The organism is Pseudomonas sp. TMW22089 (assembly GCF_022496645.1).
In the GTDB taxonomy this organism is placed as follows: Bacteria; Pseudomonadota; Gammaproteobacteria; order Pseudomonadales; family Pseudomonadaceae; genus Aquipseudomonas; species Aquipseudomonas paraversuta.
Map to the genome: position 1 here is coordinate 202,630 of NZ_SCFG01000003.1, position 17,343 is coordinate 219,972.

Sequence of the window (17,343 nt, forward strand, 5' to 3'; positions counted from 1 at the left end):
GGTAGGGTCAACGCTTGAGCAAGCCTCGCAGGCTGATCCACGCCGGTATGCCCAGCCCTATCCAGCTCAGCGAATCCCAGGCGCCATCGTCCAGCAGTGCGCAGAACAACCCGGTGGCGCCCACCAGGGCTATCGCCAGCGGAATGGAAAACACCTTCCAGAAACTCGACTGACGCGGTTTCATCGGGTGCTCTCCTGTGCCGCGCGGCGACGTACCCACCACAGGTACAGGCCACTGCCCAGGACCACGATGGTCAGCAGGTCGAGTGCTGCCCACAGGATTTTCATCGGCATGCCGCCGTAGTCGCCAAAGTGCAGCGGCTGCGACATGCCCATGGCATCCATGTACCAGGGCCGTCCGGCCACGGCGGTGACTTCAAGGTTGCTGGCGTCGATCAGGACCGGAGTCAGCAGGTGTGAGGTCAGATGAGTACTGCCTTTCATGAACACCGAGTAATGGTGTTCGCTGGAGAACCGGGTGCCGGGGAAGGCGATAAAGTCCGGCTGCATGTCGGGTGCCGCCCTGGCGGCGATGTGCAATAGATCACTGGCAGGTGCCAGGTGAGTCAATGGCGGGGCGTCGCGGTAGGGTTCGATCATGGCGCTGAGGGTTTCAGCACGCCAGGCAGCGATGATCAGGTCGGCGCTGGCGCTGATCACCCCGGTCACGCCCACCACCAGTGCCCAGGTCAGGGTCACGACGCCAATCAGGTTGTGCAGGTCGAGCCAGCGCAGGCGCCGGGACTTGTCGGTGCGCACGGTGGCGAAGTCATGGCGGCGCATGAACGGCAAGTACAAAACGGTGCCGGAGATGATCGCCAGTACGAACAGGATACCCATGAATGCCAGCAGCAGTTTGCCGGGCAGGCCGGCAAACATGTCCACGTGCAGGCGCAGCATGACCATCATGATGCCACCGTTGGCGGAGGGCACATCAATCGCCTCGCCAGTGCGTGCATCGAGCATGAAGGTATGGGACGAATTGGGTTCGGTACCTGCGGTGGGGGCCATGATGGTCAGGACGGCGTTGGGTTCATCGTCGTCCCAGCCGAAATACTGCATGACCTCGCCCGGCCGGTGGGCCTGCGCGGCGAGCACCAGTTGTTGCAGATCGAGGGTTGGAGTACCGGCGGGCAATTCCTTGACCTGCGGGGCGTCGCCCAGCAGATGGTCGATTTCATGGTGAAAAATCAACGGCAGGCCGGTCAGCGCCAGCATCAGCAAAAACGCGGTGCAAATCAGGCTGGTCCAGGTGTGAATGAAGGACCAGCGGCGGATGGTTTTGCTTTTCATGACATTCCCAAATGCAAAAACTCCCCTGCAGGAGCGAACTTGTCTCGCGATGCCGGCCCCTCGGTCGGGGGATGATTTCATCGCGAGGCAAGCTCGCTCCTGCAGGTGGGTATTGGTGTTGCGTTTAGCGGGTTACCACTTGTAGTTGACGCTGGCCATGATGTTGCGACGGTCGCCGTAGTAGCAGTAGAAACCATCGCAGGTCGACAGGTATTGCTTGTCGAACACGTTGTTGGCGTTAACCGAAACCGTGGCGCCCTGCAGTGATTTGTTCATCTTGCCAAGGTCGTAATGCACCGCCGCATCGTAGACGGTATAGGCGTCTGTATGACCGTAGGAAGCGTCCGGTACATAGGCCATGCTGCCAATGGCGATGTTGTCGGTCTCGCCGATGTAGCGGGCACCAAAGCCTACGCCGAAGCCTTCCAGCGCGCCTTTGTGCCAGGTGTAGTCAGCCCAGATAGAAGCCTGATGCTCGGGGGTCAGCGGCAGTGGACGGTTCTTGTCCAGCGGGTCGGACACCTTGGTCATTTTGGTGTTGGCGTAGGTATAGGCTGCCGTCAACTTCAGGTTCTCGTTAACGTTGCCCACCGCTTCCAGTTCCAGGCCACGCACGTTGGCTTCACCCAGCGGACGGCTGACGCCCAGCGTATCGCTCAGCACAATGTTCTTGCGGGTCAGGTCATAGACTGCGGCGGTAAACAGCATGTCGCTGCCCGGTGGCTGGTACTTGAGGCCCAGTTCGTACTGCTTGCCGGTGCCGGGCTTGAATGATTTGCCGGCAAAACCGCCCGGTTCGGCCTGGAAGGATTCGGCGTACGAAACATAAGGCGTGAAGCCGGAATCGAATACATAGCTCAGTGCGGCATTACCGGTAAAGGCGCTGTCGTCACGTGTGTCGCGGGCATTTTTCTCGTTGTAGAACGTGGTGTCGGTGTGCAACCAGTCCTGACGTCCGCCAAGGGTCAAGCGCCAGTTGTCCAGAGCCATCTGGTCTTGCAGGTAAAGACCGGTGTCGCGGGTTTTCTGGTTGTAGTCGTTGTAGGTGGTGTATTTAACGTTGCTGAAATCCTGCCCGTAGATCGGGTTGATGATGTTGCTGGCAGGCGCGGCGCCGTAATCCCATTTGTAGTTGGTATTGACGCGCTGATGGTCGAGACCGATCAACACGGTGTGCTTGATTGCGCCGGTGTCGAAGTCGGCCTGGAAATTGTTGTCCACGGCGAACTGGCTGATGTCTTCATCCACCACGTTGGCCCCGCGCTCAACCGTGCCATCGTCTGCCACCGAGCCGTAGTAACCGCCCGCCGTGATGCCCTGGAAGGCCAGATCGCTTTTGGTGTAACGCAGATTTTGACGGAACTGCCACACGTCGTTCAGGCGGTGCTCAAACGCATAGCCCAGTGCGTAGTAGGTCTTGTCGTAGAACTCCCACTTCGGATCACCGAGGTTTTCGTGATACTTCACTTTGCCCGCAGGCGTGGACACCTTGGTGCCTTGCAGCGGCAAGAACTGGCTGGTGATCCCGGTGTCATCACGGTTGAACTGGCTGAGGAAGGTCAGCTTGGTGTCTTCGTCAATGTTCCAGGTCAGGCTCGGTGCAATGTTGTAGCGCTTGTCTTCGTTGTGGTCGATGGCGGTGTTGCTGTCACGCACCACGCCGCTGACGCGGTACAGAAAACGTCCTTCATCATCAATCGGGCCGGTGCTGTCGAAGCTGATCTGCTTGCGCTGATAGCTGCCGATCTGCATCTGTACTTCGTGGCTGGCGCTGTCTTCCGGGCGCCGGCTGACCATATCCAGCAGGCCGCCGGCAGGTGTCTGGCCGTAGACCGATGACGCCGGGCCGCGGAGCAGGGCCACGCGTTCCAGGTCCCAGGTTTCAAGCTTGGGCATGGCATAGGTGCCCTTGGGCAATGGCAGGCCATCGAGGAACTGGGTTGGCTCGAAACCTCGCACCTTCAGCCATTCTGCACGGCTGTCGCTGCCATAGCTGCTGGCCGTTACGCCCGGCATGTAACGCACCGCATCATCCAAGTTCTGCACCGCCCGGTCCTGCATCTGGCTGCGGGTGGCGACGGAGATCGAGCGCGGGGCTTCGAGCAGGGACGTGTCGGTCTTGGTGCCGGCGGCGGTACGTTGGGCGAGGTAGCCGTCCACCGGGCCCCACGGGCTTTCATAGCTGCTCTGGCCGCTGATGGTGGTGGCTTCCAGCGCCACCACCCCTTCAGGAATGGCGATCAGGCTGAAGCTGCCGGCGCTTCCCGGCACCAGTTGCAGGCCACTGTCGCGCAATGCCTCGCGCAATGCAGTGCTGGCCTCGAACGAACCCTGGACCGGGGCTGACGTTTTACCTGCAACCAGGGCCGGGTCGATGGCCAGGGTGATACCCGACTGGCTGGCGATCTGGTTCAGGGTGGCGGCCAGCGGTCCGGCGGGCAGGTTGTAGCTGCGCGCAGTCGGGGCCTGTTCGGCGGCGATGACGCAGGTGCTGGTCAGCGGGATGCTGAGGGCGATGGCTACGGCTAACAGGCCAGGGCGCAAAAAGGTGTCGAGGGAGCGGGACATTCGGCGGGTTCCTGAATGGAAATGTTTCTCAATGACTATCTGCCGAACGAGATCCGAAAAGTGATAGGGCTGATTGAAAATAATTTAGATTTAGTTTTTTTCCGGCCTGGCGCTGATGGTGACCCACCACGGGGTGTGCTGTTCAATCTTCACCGGCAAGGCGGGCAGCAGTGCATTGAGGGCCAGCTCGACGTTGTTCAGCGCGAAGCTGCCGCTGATGCGCAGGTCGGCGACGTCGGGGTCGACGCCCAGGTGGCCGCGTCGATAGCGCTTGAGTTCGTGCACCATGTCGGCCAGGCGTACGTTGTCGAGCACCAGCATGCCGCGGGTCCAGGCGTCTGCCCCGGGGTTGACGGCGAGCATCTGGCCCAGGTAATCGCGGTGCATCAGCACTTGCTGACCTTCGGTGTAGATGATTTCGTCGACGCTGTTTTCGGGATGCGCTGCAACCCGCGACTGCAGCACGCTGAGGCGGGTGCCGTCGTCTTCGCGCCGGACCAGAAACCGCGTGCCCAATGCTCGCAAGCTGCCATCACGGGTTTGCACGACAAAAGGCCGGGGGTCGCCATGGCCGGTCTCGACCATGATTTCGCCTTCTTGCAGGACGATGCGTCGCGTCGTGCCATCAAAGCGCACATCGACTGCGCTGTGGGTGTTGAGGTTCAGCAGGGTGCCATCGGCCAGGCGTAACTGGCGTTGCTCGCCGGTGGCGGTGCGGTGATCGGCCATCCAGTAATCAACCGGCAGGTAGTCTTTGCTGGCGAACAAGGTCAGCCCGCACACCAGCGCAATACTGGCCAGGCCGCCGCCGATTTTGCGCACCTGTTGCTGTACGCCGCTGCGGGCCTTGAGCAAGGCGTTACGCGCCGGGACACTGGTGCTGCTGAAGCGGTGATCGAGCATGCCCAGTTGCATCCAGGCCCGCGCGTGCTCTTCGCTGGCGCTGTACCACTTGTTGAATTCGGCTTGCTCCAAGGCGCTGCCATTGCCGCAGTCCAGGCACAGTTGCCAGGCAATGGCAGCATCCAGCACGGGTGCCGATACCGGTTTGGAGCTGACCGGGCTCATGCCGGCTCGCCATACAGGGCGATGTAGCACTGGCGGATGCCCTGGGCCAGATACTGGCGCACGCGGGGCACTGATACGCCGAGGCGTTGGGCAATTTCAGCGTGGGTCAGGCCGTCGATACGGCTATAGAGGTAGGCCGCCCGGGATTTGCTCGAGAGTTTGGCCAGCAGGCGGTCGATGGCTTTGAGGTCTTCGAGGATCAGTTGCTGCTCTTCGGGCGAGGGTTGCTCGGCATCGGGGATCAGCATCAGCTCGTTGAGGTAGGCCTGTTCCAGGGCAGCGCGGCGAAAATGGTCAAACAGCAGGCCTTTGGCAATGGCGGCCAGAAAAGCCCGGGGTTCGCGGGGGGCCTTGAGGTCTTCACGGCCTAGCAGGCGCACGAAAGTGTCCTGGCTCAAGTCTTCCGCCCGTTGCGGGCAGGCCACATTGCGTCGCAACCACGCCAGCAGCCAACCGCGATGGTCGCGGTAAAGCGCTCCAACCAGTTCACTGTGGGGGGTTTGGACTGACGACAAGGGCATCACCGAATACATGCATTAACTAACGATAACTATTCGCGATTGTGTCAGAGGCAATGGGCATGCGCAATTGACACTCATCGGAAGGTAAACAGCCTGCAGGCGCGAGCTCTTTGGCGCAGCCATGAAAGGCGCGCGAGCAAGCTCGCTCCTACAGGTGTGAAGTCAGCTGTGGTGTCGCTTCAGGAGTCGAGTCCGGTGTCAGAAGCTATGGGCTTGTTTGCGTCGCTGCCATTGGTTTAGCCGCTGCTGCAGGGCCAGGGGGCTGTCGATCTGTTGCGTGCGTGCGCGGCTGAACAGGATCAACGCCAGTTCGGCTGTGACCAGGGCGTCGGCGCTGGCGTTGTGGCGGTCTTCGACTTGCAGGTTGAAGTGCCGGATCCAGTGATCAAGCCCCGCCTCTCGCGGATTGACCTGCGGGCACAGCATCGGCGCCAGGGCCGCCACATCCAGAAACGGGTGCTGCAGGCGGTAGCCCAGGCTGTCTTTAAGGGCACGCCCGAGCATGTGCTGGTCAAATGGGGCGTGAAAGGCCAGCAGCGGGCTGTCACCGACAAAGGCCATAAAGTCCAGCAGGGCATCCACCGGATCACTGCCCGCGGCAATTGCTTCCGGGCTCAGACCATGCAGCAACACGCTGGGGTTGAGGGTGTTGTCGGGGCGCAACAGGGTGCGTTCGAACGCCTGGCCCAGATCGATGGCACCATCTTCGATGACCATCGCGCCAATCGACAGCACCTGGTCGCGATTGAGGTTCAGGCCGCTGGTTTCCAGGTCGACCACCACCCAGCGCTGTTGGCGCAGTGAGGCCTCGCTCAGCCCGGGTGGTGCCGGCAGTTGCAGCACCCGTTGTTGTTGCTCAGGGCTCAGGACCGGCTTTTTACGCGGCAGCAACCAGGACAGCAGGCTCATAGTTGATACCGCAGGGCCAGGCTGCTCTGCAGGCGCTGGGCCTGGCGCAGGGCTTCACGCAGGATGCGCCGGTCCAGCTGGTTCAGGCTGTCCGGGTCGACACGGTTGGAATACGGGCGGTTCTCCCGGGTTTGCAACTGGTGCTGTTGCATGCGGGTTTGCTGGATGAAGTGGTAGGCCTCTTCATAGGCCGCGCCATCCAGTGCCTCGATCACTTCCTGGGTCACCAGCTGGCGCAGGCGTTCCAGGGTGTTGTTGGCTTCCACGCCGTGGGCCAGAGCCAGCAGCCGTGCACCGTCGACGAACGGCGTGAGGCCCTGCACCTTGAGGTCCAGGGTGGCTTTGTCGCTGCCTTTGCGCTCCAGTACAAACTCACGGAAACGCCCCACCGGCGGGCTATGGCGCAGGGCGTTGGCGGCCATCATGCGCTGGAACAGGCGGTTGTCGGCCACTTGTTCGAGAATGCCGCGGCGCAGTTGCTGGCAGCCCTGTTCGTCACCCCAGACCACCCGCAGGTCGAAATAGATGCTCGAGGCCAACAGGTTTTCGGGGGTTGCCTCGCGAATGAAGGCGGCGAAACGGCGGGCCCATTCGGCGCGCGACAAGCACAGCTCCGGGTTGCCGGCCATGACATTGCCCTTGCACAGGGTAAAGCCGCATGCCGCCAGATGATGGTTGATCTGCTGTGCGATGGGCAGCAGGCGCTGGCGGATTTCAGCGGCCTGGGTGGCGTCCTTGGCCTCGAATAAAATGCCGTTGTCCTGGTCCGTATGCAGGGTTTGCTCGCGTCGCCCTTCGCTGCCAAAGCACAGCCAGCTGAAGGGCACGCCAGGATCGCCACGGTCGGCCAGCACCAGCTCGATGACCCGGCACACGGTGTGGTCGTTGAGCTGGGTGATGATGTGGGTGATCTGGGTTGAGGACGCGCCGTGGGCCAGCATGCGTTCCACCAGTTGCCCGATCTCGCCGCGCAGGCTGATCAGGTTTTCCAGCCGGGGGGCATGACGGATGGTGCGGGCCAGATGAACCAGGTCAACCCGTTGCAGAGAAAACAGATCGCGCTCGGAGACTACGCCGCACAGGCGCTGATCCTTGACCAGGCACACATGGGCAATATGGCGCTCGGTCATGGCGATGGCGGCGTCGAAGGCGCTGTGATCGGGGGACAGGTAAAACGGCCCGGGGGTCATGTACAGGTCGATGGTTTGGGCGAAATCCTGAATCCCGCTGGCCACCACCTGGCGCAGGTCGCGCAGGGTGAAGATGCCCAGCGGCGCTTTGTGCCCGTCCACCACCACAATGCTGCCCACCTGCTGTTCGTGCATCAGGCGCACAGCTTCACGCAGCGCGGTGTCCGGCAGACAGGTCACCGGGTGGCGCATGGCCAGTTCACCGAGGCGGGTGTTGAGTGAATATTGCGTGCCGAGGGTTTCTACGGCTTTTCGCTGCACCTGTTGATTGACCTTGTCGAGCAAGCTGCTGACGCCACGCAGGGCAAAATCGCGGAACTCGTCGGACAGGGCGAACAATTTGATAAATGCAGGCTTGTTCAGTTGCAGGCAAAAGGTGTCTTCGGCGGCCAGATGTTCGGTACGGGTGGCGCGCTCGCCCAGCAACGCGGCCAGCGGAAAGCACTCGCCGGCAGTGATTTCAAAGGTGGTCTCGGCGTCTTCACGGCCTACATGGGTCCGTTCGCCCACCACCCGGCCCTGCTTGACGATATAGAAGTGATCCACCGGCCCGTCAGTCGGTCGGATGATGCTCTCACCGGGCCCGTAGAAGCGCAGCTGGCACTGCTCCACCAGGAATGCCAGGTGCGTATTTTCCATTTGGTTGAAGGGCGGGAATCGCTGCAAGAATTGCATGGTGCCGTGAATGTTCTGCAGCACCGCAGTTTTCCCTGCCTGGAGAAATGCATCCGATTTACTCATTACCATTACCGCATTGTTGTTATGACGGGACGGGGCGGGCCCATGGCGTGTTGTGACCCTCATGCTCGGTTGTCTGGGCGCGGGTGCCCATTGGACGTAAGTCTATGGGGAAGAGGCCTGTTGAAGTTTTTGCGAATGCTTACAGACTATTTCCTTGTTTACCCTGATGCCGGACTTGGAATTACTCTGATCTGGGTGCACATTGATCCGATCAAGGATTAACCGACTTTAACGCTGGGATATTTGACCGGCAGGACAGTTTACGAGAGCCGCATGACTGAACACGACATATTGACCGACGCCGAACGCGAGGCCTTGAACGAGGTGATGCGAACACCTGTGCCGGAGCAGCATGGGGTGTTGATTGTTGACGATGATGAGTTGGCCTGCGAGTTGCTGGCGGAGTTTTTGACCTTGAGCGGCATTGAGTGTGTGACCGCAAGAAATGAACGTCAGGCGCTGGCGTTGTTGAAGTCTGAGCACTCCATCGGGCTGATACTCACTGATTTGCGCATGGTGCCCCACGATGGCCTGCACCTGATCCGCAAAGTGCGCGCATCCGAGCGGGCAAGCTTGCCGATCATCATCATGTCGGGCGATGCAGGAGTGCGTGATGCCATCGATGCGATGCACCTCAACGTGGTGGATTTCCTGCTCAAACCTATCGACACCGCCAAGTTGCTCAAGCTGATCAAGCAGGAACTGGCGTTGTAGCCCGGCACATGGCCGCAATGCGGTTCGCTTGAACAACGGCTATCTCAACTGCAGGGGCGAGCTGGTGCGGGAGGGCTTTAAACAATAACGCCGTGTTTACAGGGTAAACACGGCGTTATTGAGAATATCCCGGGACCCGCAAGCCCCTGCAAAGACAGCGCTCTGCAGGGGCTTGCGGTTTTCGGGGTTTGTTACAAACCATTCCTGGCTTTGAACTCGCGACGACGACGGTGCAGAACAGGCTCGGTGTATCCGTTTGGCTGTTTGCTGCCTTCGATCACCAGTTCAACCGCTGCCTGGAAGGCGATGTTGCTGTCGAAGTCCGGTGCCAGCGGACGGTACAGCGCGTCGTTGGCATTTTGACGGTCGACCACCGGAGCCATGCGCTTGAGGCTTTCAAGTACCTGGGTCTGGTTGACGATGCCATGGCGCAGCCAGTTGGCGATGTGCTGGCTGGAAATGCGCAGCGTCGCACGGTCTTCCATCAGGCCGATGTCATTGATGTCCGGTACTTTCGAACAACCAACGCCCTGGTCGATCCAGCGCACCACGTAACCGAGAATGCCCTGGGAGTTGTTGTCCAGTTCGTTCTGGATCTGCTCGGGCGTCCACTGCGGGCTAACGGCCAGCGGGATGGTCAGGATGTCGTCCACGGAGGCCGGGGCGCGTTTGGCCAGCTCGGCCTGACGGGCGAACACGTCAACCTTGTGGTAGTGCAGCGCATGCAGGGCGGCTGCCGTCGGCGAAGGCACCCAGGCGGTGTTGGCGCCGGCCAGCGGGTGAGCGATTTTCTGCTCCAGCATGGCAGCCATCAGGTCGGGCATGGCCCACATGCCTTTACCGATTTGCGCACGACCTTGCAGGCCAGTACTCAAGCCGACATCGACGTTGTTGTTTTCGTACGCGCTAATCCATTTCTCGGACTTCATGTCCGCCTTGCGCACCATTGGCCCGGCTTCCATCGAGGTGTGAATCTCGTCGCCAGTACGGTCCAGGAAGCCGGTGTTGATAAACACCACCCGCTCGCTGGCGGCCTTGATGCAGGCCTTGAGGTTGATGGTGGTGCGGCGCTCTTCGTCCATGATCCCGACTTTGAGCGTGTTGCGTGGCAGCTTCAGGACATCTTCGATGCGGCCGAACAGCTCGTTGGTGAACGCCGCTTCTTCAGCGCCGTGCATTTTCGGTTTGACGATGTACACCGACCCGGTGCGGCTGTTGGTGCGGGTCGCTTTGCCATTGAGGCTATGGATCGCTGCCAGGCTGGTCAGCAGGCCGTCGAGAATGCCTTCAGGTACTTCGTTGCCGTCTTTGTCGAGGATCGCATCGATGGTCATCAAGTGACCCACGTTACGCACGAACAACAACGACCGGCCGTGCAGGCTGACAGTGCCGCCGTCGGGCGCGGTGTATTCGCGGTCCGGGTTCATGGTGCGGGTGAAGGTTGTGCCGCCCTTGGATACTTGCTCGCTCAGGTCGCCCTTCATCAGGCCGAGCCAGTTGCGGTAGATCACCACCTTGTCGTCAGCATCGACGGCGGCGACTGAGTCTTCGCAGTCCATGATGGTGGTCAGCGCGGCTTCCATCAGCACGTCTTTGACCCCGGCAGCGTCGGTCTGGCCGACCGGGCTGGCAGCGTCGATCTGGATTTCGAAGTGCAGGCCATTGTGTTTGAGCAACACGGCGGTCGGTGCTGCGGCCGCGCCGTGGTAGCCGGTCAGTTGCGCAGTGTCGCGCAGGCCGCTGCTGGCGCCGCCCTTGAGGATCACCTGCAGGGCGCCGCCAACAATGGCGTAGCCTGTGGCGTCAACGTGGGAACCTGTTGCCAGGGGCGCGGCGTCGTCGAGGAAGGCGCGGGCGAAGGCGATCACTTTGTCGCCACGGACCTTGTTGTAGCCTTTGCCCCGGGTGGCGCCATCGGTTTCGCTGATGGCATCGGTGCCGTACAACGCGTCATACAACGACCCCCAGCGGGCGTTCGAGGCGTTGAGGGCAAAGCGCGCATTCATCACCGGGACCACCAGTTGGGGGCCTGCCATGCGGGCGATTTCGTCGTCGACGTTCTGTGTCGTTGCCTGGAAATCCGCCGCTTCTGGCTGCAGATACCCGATGTCTTGCAAGAAGGCTTTATAAGCCACGGCGTCATGGGCTTTGCCGGCCTGAGCCTGGTGCCAGGCGTCGATCCGCGCCTGCAAATCATCGCGTTTGGCGAGCAGTGCTTTGTTCTTGGGTGCCAGGTCATGAATAACCTTGTCGGCACCGGCCCAGAACTGGTCGGCGTCGAGGCCGGTACCGGGAATGGCTTCGTTGTTTACGAAGTCGAACAGGACTTTGGCGACCTGCAGGCCACCGACGTGAACGTGTTCAGTCATTGCTTGCCTCACTCATTTTTATTTAAAGCCTGGAGCGCTTCTTAAAACACCGCGTTAGCTCATGCTGGCGGGGTTGTGCGGGGTGTAGCAGACGCCTTGGCGAACCATATTACAAATTATGTAGTGGTCGCCAAGGGATACTACATGATCAATTGCAGATGTGAAAATCAGACTAATCACGTCGTTCTGCGACCATTTGTACGCTATCGGTCATACAGAAGAACAGGATGTTCTCAAGAATTGTACAGCTTGTTCCAGATAATTCTAAAAACAGTACACAATTTGTTCTTTCGAAGTGTTTTTGTGGCACCTGAAGTGGCACCCGAGGTCTTGCCTATACTCATCCGACCCCTAACAAGAGAGTCCCGCCATGAACCATCTTGTGATTACAGTCTTTGCCCCGGACAAGGCCGGGCAGGTCGAACGTATTGCCCAATGCATCGCCGAGCATGGCGGCAACTGGCTGGAAAGCCGGATGTCACGGATGGCCGGGCAATTCGCCGGGATCTTGCGCGTAGGCGTGCCGGCTGAAGCCCATGATGAATTGATCGCTGCGCTGCACGGCCTGGCGCCGGACGGGATTCGGGTGTTGATCGCCGAAAGCGGGATCGAGCAGTCTTGCACCTGGAAGCCGATTGCCATGGACCTGGTGGGAAATGACCGTCCGGGCATAGTGCGCGACATTACCCTGGTGCTGACGGAGCAGGGAGTGAATCTGGAGCGTCTGGTGACGGATGTGCGACCCGCGCCCATGAGCAACGAGCCGCTGTTTCATGCCGAGGCCATTCTGGCGGTACCGCTGACGCTCTCGCTGGAGGTGTTGCAGGCGCGCCTGGAAACCCTGGCCGACGAGTTGATGGTCGGGCTCGAGTTGCGCCCCGAGGACTAGGGGCCGGCCCTGCTGTTGCGCAGAGCCGTGTTGCGCGAAGCTGGTTTGGAATGATTCAGCCTCGCTTCCCGCGCTGCACAACAGCAGAACCTGCGTGCTGTGGAAACTGATTGGGCACGCCCCCTATCCCCGGCGCAGGGTCAGCACTGCATCAAGGGTATAGATCGCCAGACCGGCCCAGATAAACATAAAGGCCATCAGTGTGGCTTCTGACAGATGCTCGCCAAACACCCACACCGCCAGAATCAGTACCAGTGTCGGCGCGATGTACTGCATAAAGCCCAGGGTGGTGTAGGGCAAGTGCCTGGCGGCGGCGTTGAAGCTCACCAGCGGGATCAACGTTGCCGGACCTGCAGCCACCAGTAGCCAGGCTTCCTTACTGCTCCAGAACTCCGTATGGGCACTGTTGGCCTCGGGGTGCATGAGCAGCCAGCCAATGGCGATGGGCACCAGAATCCAGGTTTCGACCACCAGCCCGGGCAGTGCCTTGACGGGCGCCTGTTTGCGGATCAGCCCGTAAAAGCCGAAGCTCAGCGCCAGCACCAGGGACACCCACGGCAGGCTGCCCACTTGCCACACCTGCTGCCCCACGCCAAGGGCGGCAAGCCCTACGGCCAGCCATTGCAGGCGGCGTAAACGCTCCCCCAGCAGCAGCATGCCAAGCAATACATTGACCAGCGGGTTGATGTAGTAGCCGAGGCTGGCTTCCAGCATGCGGTCGTTATTGACCGCCCACACATAGGTCAGCCAGTTGACCGCAATCAACAGCCCGCTGATGGCCAGCACGCCGAGGCGCCTGGGGTTGTCGCGCAGTTCCTGCCACCAGCCGGGGTGTTTCCAGAACAGCAGCAACAAAGAGCCGAACAGTGCGGACCAGAGCACCCGGTTTACGATGATCTCGGCCGCGGGGACAGTGGCCAGGAGTTTGAAGTAGAGCGGGAAGATGCCCCAGATGATATAGGCGGTGAGGCCTAAAATGTACCCGCGACGCGGGTTGGCGGCTTGCATGCAGAGTCCTTGCTTAGGCAACTAACGGATACGGAACAGGCCAAGAGTGTAAGCAGGTTTTACAGATTGCGAGCAAAGTTTTTGTAGGTCCGGGCTGTTCGTTTACCGGGTAGTCAAAAACCCGCGAACAAGCTCGCACCTACAGAAAACGGAGGGGGTCAGAACAGCTTCAGCGGTTCTTCATTGAGCGCTGACAGTTGCTCGCGCAAAGCCAGCACCTGGTCGCCCCAGTAACGCTCGGTGCCAAACCACGGGAAGCTGTGGGGGAACGCCGGGTCGTCCCAGCGGCGCGCCAGCCAGGCGCTGTAATGCATCAGGCGCAAGGCCCGCAGCGGTTCGATCAACGCCAGTTCCCGCGGGTTGAAGTCATGGAACTCGCTGTAGCCGTCCATCAATTCTGACAGCTGGCCCAGGCATTCCTGACGATCACCTGCAAGCATCATCCACAGATCCTGCACCGCAGGCCCCATGCGGCAGTCGTCGAGGTCGACGATATGGAACACTTCATCACGGCACATCATGTTGCCGGGGTGGCAATCACCGTGCATGCGGATGTTGGTGTGCGGGGTGGCGGCGTACACGTCTTCGACACGCTTTAGCAGGTCACGGGCCACGGACTCGTAGGCCGGCAGCAGGCTGCGCGGGATGAAATTGCCTTCGAGCAGGGTGGTGAGGGAGTCGTGACCAAAGTTCTTCACCCCCAGCGCTTCGCGGTGTTCAAATGGCTTGGTTGCCCCCACGGCATGCAGGCGCCCCAGCAATTGCCCCAGGCGGTACAGCTGGTCGAGATTGCCGGGCTCCGGCGCACGGCCGCCCCGGCGCGGAAACAGGGTGAAGCGAAAGCCTGCGTGTTCAAACAGGCTCTGACCGTTGTGAATCATCGGTGCGACCACCGGGACGTCAAGGTCGGCGAGCTCGAAGGTGAAGCGGTGTTCTTCGAGGATGGCTTCGTTGGTCCAGCGTTGCGGTCGGTAGAATTTGGCGATCAGCGGTTCCGAGTCTTCGATGCCGACCTGGTACACGCGATTTTCGTAGCTGTTGAGCGCGAGCACGCGGGCATCGCTCAGGAAACCGATGCTTTCGACGGCGTCGAGCACCAGATCAGGGGTAAGTGTTGCAAACGGATGAGACATGCTGACTCCTGCGCGCAGCAGGCTGCCGCGTCCGGCCATGCATGTTAGCGCAGACCGGGAACGATCTGGCACTAAACCTGTGGCTGCCGGCGATTGAGGCACAACGCCGGCTCCCACAGATGGGCCTGCGGTCATCAGGCGCCGATGATGCCGCCATCTTCGCGACTGATGGCCATGACCGAAGAGCGTGGCTTGCCGTTGGGCAAGTGCTCGGGGAAGGTCGATCCACCGTTTTCACCGGGATGCTGGATGCCGACGAACAGGGTTTTCTGGTCTGGCGAGAAGCTGATGCCGGTCACTTCGCAACCGATCGGCCCGACCATGAAACGGCGGATTTCACCGCTTGCCGGGTCGGCACAGAGCATCTGGTTATTGCCCATGCCGGCGAAGTCCCCGCTATTGCCGGAATCGCCATCGGTCTGGATCCACAGGCGTCCGGCGTCGTCGAAGCCCAGACCGTCGGGGCTGTTGAACATGTTTTGCGGGGTGATGTTGGACGAGCCGCCCTTGGCTTTTCCGGCATGCACCAGCGGGTTGCCGGCGACTACAAACAGGTCCCAGTCGAAGGTGTCGGTGCCGTGATCGTCGTTGCGGGCTTTCCAGCGCAGGATCTGTCCGTAGACATTCTTCTCCCGGGGGTTGGGCCCGCCGACCGGTTGCCCGTCTTCGCCGCGCTTGGCGTTGTTGGTCAGGGTGCAATAGACCTGACCGTCCTTGGGGCTGACCACTATCCATTCCGGGCGGTCCATGCGCGTGGCATTCACCGCGCTGCCTGCCAGGCGTGCGTGAATCAGTACTTCGCCCTGGTTGGCGAAGCCGCCGGCGGAATCGATGCCGTTTTTGCCATGGCTCAATTCAACCCACTGACCCTGCCCCCTGGGCAGGTCGGGGTTTTTGTCGCCGCCGTCAAAGCGGGCAACGTAAAGGGTGCCGTGGTCCAGCAGGTCGCGATTGGCCTTGGGGTCTTTATGGTTGATCCGGTCGCGGCTGATGAATTTGTAGATAAATTCGCCGCGTTCGTCATCGCCCATATAGACCACCGCCCGGCCATCGGCGGTTTCGGCCAGGGCGGCGTTCTCGTGCTTGAAGCGGCCCAGCGCTGTGCGTTTGACGGGCATCGAGTGCGGGTCGAACGGGTCAATTTCCACCACCCAGCCGTGGCGATTGAGTTCGTTGGGGTTGACCGCCAGATCGAATCGCGGGTCATGGGGGTGCCAGTTGATTTCTTTGCTGGCGGCCACGGCGCCATAGCGTTTTTGCGCGGTGTCGAAGGCTTGCCTGGGGTCAGAACTGCCGAAACAGTCGGTGAAGTTCTCTTCACAGGTCAGGTAGGTGCCCCATGGGGTTTTGCCATTGGCGCAGTTCTGGAAGGTGCCCAGGGCCAGGGTGCCGGTGTTGTCGGCCCGGGTGCGCAGCAAGGCATGACCGGCCGCCGGGCCACCCAGGCGAATCGGTGTATTGCCATGTATGCGCCGGTTGAACGGTGAGCCCTGGGCAAACGCCCATTCGTTGCCGGTGCGGCGGATTTCAATGACCGATACGCCTTCACTGGCCTGGGCTTTATGCACTTGTTCAAGGGAGGCGGGCATGCCGCCGTGGGGGTACAGATAGCGGTAGTTGGTGTACTCGTTGTTGATGGCCATCAGGGCGCGGTTCGGGTCATCGGCGAAGGCGAACAGGCTCATGCCGTCATTGTTGTCGCCGAATTGCACTTCCTGGTCCCTGGCCGAGCCGTTACCGTCGGGGTCGAACGCCGGGCCTGCGGCGTGCAGTGGCTGACCCCAGCTGATCAGTACGCTGGAGCGATAGCCGGGTGGCAGGCTGATACTGTCAGTGGTGGCCGCCTTGATACTGTCAAAACCCAGCAACGGGCTGGAGGCGGCGCTGATGCCGGTAGCCAGGGCGCTGCGGCTCAGCAGGCCGCCGCCCAAAAACATGGCAGCACCGCACAAGGCGCCGGCGCCGATAAAGCCACGTCGACTGAGGCCGATGATCTGCTCAAGGTCGGTGGGTTGGTCTTCTTTTAACAGGGTCATGTCAGGCTCGGCTCGCAGACGATTTTGCCAGCCACCATAAGCCGCGGGTATGACAGCCGTGTTGCAAGCGGCCGTGGTGGCCGTTACAGCGGGGTGCCCAACAACACCAGCGACGGCGAGAACTGCACCTGGGTTGCATCCCCCGTCTTTGCGCCAAGTATTTCAAGGTGTTGCGGCTCGCTCAGGGCGCACAAAACCTGGCCGCCGGACAGGCTGATGCGCACTTCGCTGGGGCCATCGTCGGCGTGGAGGATTTGCTCAATGCGCCCCTGCAGATGATTGTGCCCCGGGGCGGGCGCCTGTTTGGCAGCCACTAGTTGTAGCCAGCCGGCCTTGATCAGGGCGACCACCGGGCTGCCGATCTGCAGTTCCAGGCGCAGGGTACTGTCGCGGGTGATTTGCGCGTGCAGGCTCAGACCGCCCGCCAGGGCGAGCTCAATCATGTCGTTATGGCCATGGCTGGATATGGCAGTCACATTGCCGTGCAACTGGTTGCGGGCGCTGGTTCTGAGCATCAGGCGCCCCAGCAGGTCGAGGTCTTCGGTGTCTTCGGCGGCATCCAGCACCTGGCTCTGTAGCACCTGCAAGCGCTGGTAAAGACGCAGTACCCGCTCTCCGGCAACGGACAGCCGCGCCCCGCCCCCGCCTTTGCCGCCAACGCTGCGCTGAACCAGTGCGGTTTGCGCCAGATTGTTCAGTTCATCAATGGCATCCCATGCGGCCTTGTAGCTGATGCCCGCACTTTTGGCCGCCGCAGTGATCGAGCCCTGTTCGGCAATGTGCTGTAACAGCGCAATACGCTGCGGGCGGCGGACCATATGTTGTGCAAGCAAGGAGGGCAGGTGCATGACGGCGGATTCGCAAGGCGGCTGGAAGCCCGGAAAGTGCCTGTTCAGCCCGGGCC

General features: G+C 61.1%; 14 protein-coding genes. 2 read left to right on the forward strand and 12 right to left on the reverse strand.

The genetic code is table 11. The annotated features are described in order from the left end of the window. Nucleotides 1–7: 7 nt before the first annotated feature. The 7 genes from EQV90_RS05080 to EQV90_RS05110 all read right to left on the reverse strand — a co-directional run bounded on the left by EQV90_RS05080 (nucleotide 8) and on the right by EQV90_RS05110 (nucleotide 8,290). Complete coding sequence (locus tag EQV90_RS05080; RefSeq protein WP_004419493.1) at nucleotides 8–184, reverse strand: hypothetical protein; 177 nt, start codon at nucleotides 182–184, stop codon at nucleotides 8–10. Then, on the reverse strand, nucleotides 181–1,293 hold the full coding sequence (locus EQV90_RS05085; protein ID WP_004419491.1) for a PepSY-associated TM helix domain-containing protein: 1,113 nt from the start codon (nucleotides 1,291–1,293) through the stop codon (nucleotides 181–183). The genes EQV90_RS05080 and EQV90_RS05085 overlap by 4 nt, the downstream gene beginning before the upstream one ends. 132 nt (nucleotides 1,294–1,425) lie before the next feature. Next, the gene (locus EQV90_RS05090) at nucleotides 1,426–3,861 is read right to left on the reverse strand and encodes a TonB-dependent siderophore receptor (protein ID WP_010656678.1); all 2,436 of its coding nucleotides are present in this window, start codon (nucleotides 3,859–3,861) and stop codon (nucleotides 1,426–1,428) included. A 90-nt stretch (nucleotides 3,862–3,951) separates the two neighbouring features. Continuing rightward, nucleotides 3,952–4,929, reverse strand: coding sequence for a FecR family protein (locus tag EQV90_RS05095; protein ID WP_160626624.1), 978 nt, complete (start codon nucleotides 4,927–4,929; stop codon nucleotides 3,952–3,954). Continuing rightward, on the reverse strand, nucleotides 4,926–5,450 hold the full coding sequence (locus tag EQV90_RS05100) for an RNA polymerase sigma factor (protein ID WP_165439574.1): 525 nt from the start codon (nucleotides 5,448–5,450) through the stop codon (nucleotides 4,926–4,928). Before EQV90_RS05100 ends, EQV90_RS05095 begins: the two co-directional genes overlap by 4 nt. Before the next feature lie 198 nt (nucleotides 5,451–5,648). Beyond that, complete coding sequence (locus tag EQV90_RS05105; RefSeq protein WP_004419485.1) at nucleotides 5,649–6,359, reverse strand: 3'-5' exonuclease; 711 nt, start codon at nucleotides 6,357–6,359, stop codon at nucleotides 5,649–5,651. After that, nucleotides 6,356–8,290, reverse strand: a complete 1,935-nt coding sequence (locus EQV90_RS05110) for a putative nucleotidyltransferase substrate binding domain-containing protein (RefSeq protein ID WP_240877810.1) — start codon at nucleotides 8,288–8,290, stop codon at nucleotides 6,356–6,358. The genes EQV90_RS05105 and EQV90_RS05110 overlap by 4 nt, the downstream gene beginning before the upstream one ends. Before the next feature lie 273 nt (nucleotides 8,291–8,563). Here EQV90_RS05110 and EQV90_RS05115 point away from each other — a divergent pair, with 273 nt between their 5' ends. Continuing rightward, nucleotides 8,564–9,004 carry a response regulator gene (locus EQV90_RS05115; protein WP_004419482.1) on the forward strand — a complete coding sequence of 147 codons (441 nt, stop codon included), beginning with the start codon at nucleotides 8,564–8,566 and terminating at the stop codon, nucleotides 9,002–9,004. A 191-nt stretch (nucleotides 9,005–9,195) separates the two neighbouring features. Here EQV90_RS05115 and EQV90_RS05120 read toward each other — a convergent pair whose 3' ends face one another. Continuing rightward, a complete protein-coding gene (locus tag EQV90_RS05120; RefSeq protein WP_240877811.1) occupies nucleotides 9,196–11,373 on the reverse strand; it encodes a malate synthase G in 2,178 nt (725 codons plus the stop codon). A 370-nt stretch (nucleotides 11,374–11,743) separates the two neighbouring features. Between EQV90_RS05120 and EQV90_RS05125 the strand changes: the two genes are divergently transcribed. Further along, the gene (locus tag EQV90_RS05125; protein WP_240877812.1) at nucleotides 11,744–12,262 is read left to right on the forward strand and encodes an ACT domain-containing protein; all 519 of its coding nucleotides are present in this window, start codon (nucleotides 11,744–11,746) and stop codon (nucleotides 12,260–12,262) included. A gap of 123 nt (nucleotides 12,263–12,385) precedes the next feature. Here the strand turns inward: EQV90_RS05125 and rarD are convergent, their stop codons facing one another. From rarD to EQV90_RS05145, 4 genes are all read right to left on the reverse strand, one after another. Then, the gene (gene rarD, locus EQV90_RS05130; RefSeq protein ID WP_240877813.1) at nucleotides 12,386–13,270 is read right to left on the reverse strand and encodes an EamA family transporter RarD; all 885 of its coding nucleotides are present in this window, start codon (nucleotides 13,268–13,270) and stop codon (nucleotides 12,386–12,388) included. Nucleotides 13,271–13,428: 158 nt separating this feature from the next. Next, nucleotides 13,429–14,403 (reverse strand): serine/threonine protein kinase, encoded by a 975-nt coding sequence (locus EQV90_RS05135; RefSeq protein ID WP_004419476.1) that lies wholly within the window; start codon nucleotides 14,401–14,403, stop codon nucleotides 13,429–13,431. Nucleotides 14,404–14,537: 134 nt separating this feature from the next. Then, nucleotides 14,538–16,439: a PhoX family phosphatase gene (locus EQV90_RS05140; protein ID WP_240877814.1), complete on the reverse strand. Its 1,902-nt coding sequence runs from the start codon at nucleotides 16,437–16,439 to the stop codon at nucleotides 14,538–14,540. An 83-nt stretch (nucleotides 16,440–16,522) separates the two neighbouring features. After that, the gene (locus EQV90_RS05145) at nucleotides 16,523–17,287 is read right to left on the reverse strand and encodes a TOBE domain-containing protein (RefSeq protein ID WP_010656675.1); all 765 of its coding nucleotides are present in this window, start codon (nucleotides 17,285–17,287) and stop codon (nucleotides 16,523–16,525) included. Nucleotides 17,288–17,343: the final 56 nt, after the last annotated feature.

Excerpts from the sequence above, each read along its gene's own strand:
- EQV90_RS05115 (WP_004419482.1), top strand. The coding sequence starts at position 8,564 with ATGACTGAACACGACATATTGACCGACGCCGAACGCGAGGCCTTGAAC.
- EQV90_RS05140 (WP_240877814.1), bottom strand. The coding sequence starts at position 16,439 with ATGACCCTGTTAAAAGAAGACCAACCCACCGACCTTGAGCAGATCATC.
- EQV90_RS05100 (WP_165439574.1), bottom strand. The coding sequence starts at position 5,450 with ATGCCCTTGTCGTCAGTCCAAACCCCCCACAGTGAACTGGTTGGAGCG.
- EQV90_RS05085 (WP_004419491.1), bottom strand. The coding sequence starts at position 1,293 with ATGAAAAGCAAAACCATCCGCCGCTGGTCCTTCATTCACACCTGGACC.
- EQV90_RS05110 (WP_240877810.1), bottom strand. The coding sequence starts at position 8,290 with ATGAGTAAATCGGATGCATTTCTCCAGGCAGGGAAAACTGCGGTGCTG.
- rarD (WP_240877813.1), bottom strand. The coding sequence starts at position 13,270 with ATGCAAGCCGCCAACCCGCGTCGCGGGTACATTTTAGGCCTCACCGCC.
- EQV90_RS05145 (WP_010656675.1), bottom strand. The coding sequence starts at position 17,287 with ATGCACCTGCCCTCCTTGCTTGCACAACATATGGTCCGCCGCCCGCAG.
- EQV90_RS05125 (WP_240877812.1), top strand. The coding sequence starts at position 11,744 with ATGAACCATCTTGTGATTACAGTCTTTGCCCCGGACAAGGCCGGGCAG.
- EQV90_RS05135 (WP_004419476.1), bottom strand. The coding sequence starts at position 14,403 with ATGTCTCATCCGTTTGCAACACTTACCCCTGATCTGGTGCTCGACGCC.
- EQV90_RS05095 (WP_160626624.1), bottom strand. The coding sequence starts at position 4,929 with ATGAGCCCGGTCAGCTCCAAACCGGTATCGGCACCCGTGCTGGATGCT.
- EQV90_RS05105 (WP_004419485.1), bottom strand. The coding sequence starts at position 6,359 with ATGAGCCTGCTGTCCTGGTTGCTGCCGCGTAAAAAGCCGGTCCTGAGC.
- EQV90_RS05090 (WP_010656678.1), bottom strand. The coding sequence starts at position 3,861 with ATGTCCCGCTCCCTCGACACCTTTTTGCGCCCTGGCCTGTTAGCCGTA.
- EQV90_RS05080 (WP_004419493.1), bottom strand. The coding sequence starts at position 184 with ATGAAACCGCGTCAGTCGAGTTTCTGGAAGGTGTTTTCCATTCCGCTG.
- EQV90_RS05120 (WP_240877811.1), bottom strand. The coding sequence starts at position 11,373 with ATGACTGAACACGTTCACGTCGGTGGCCTGCAGGTCGCCAAAGTCCTG.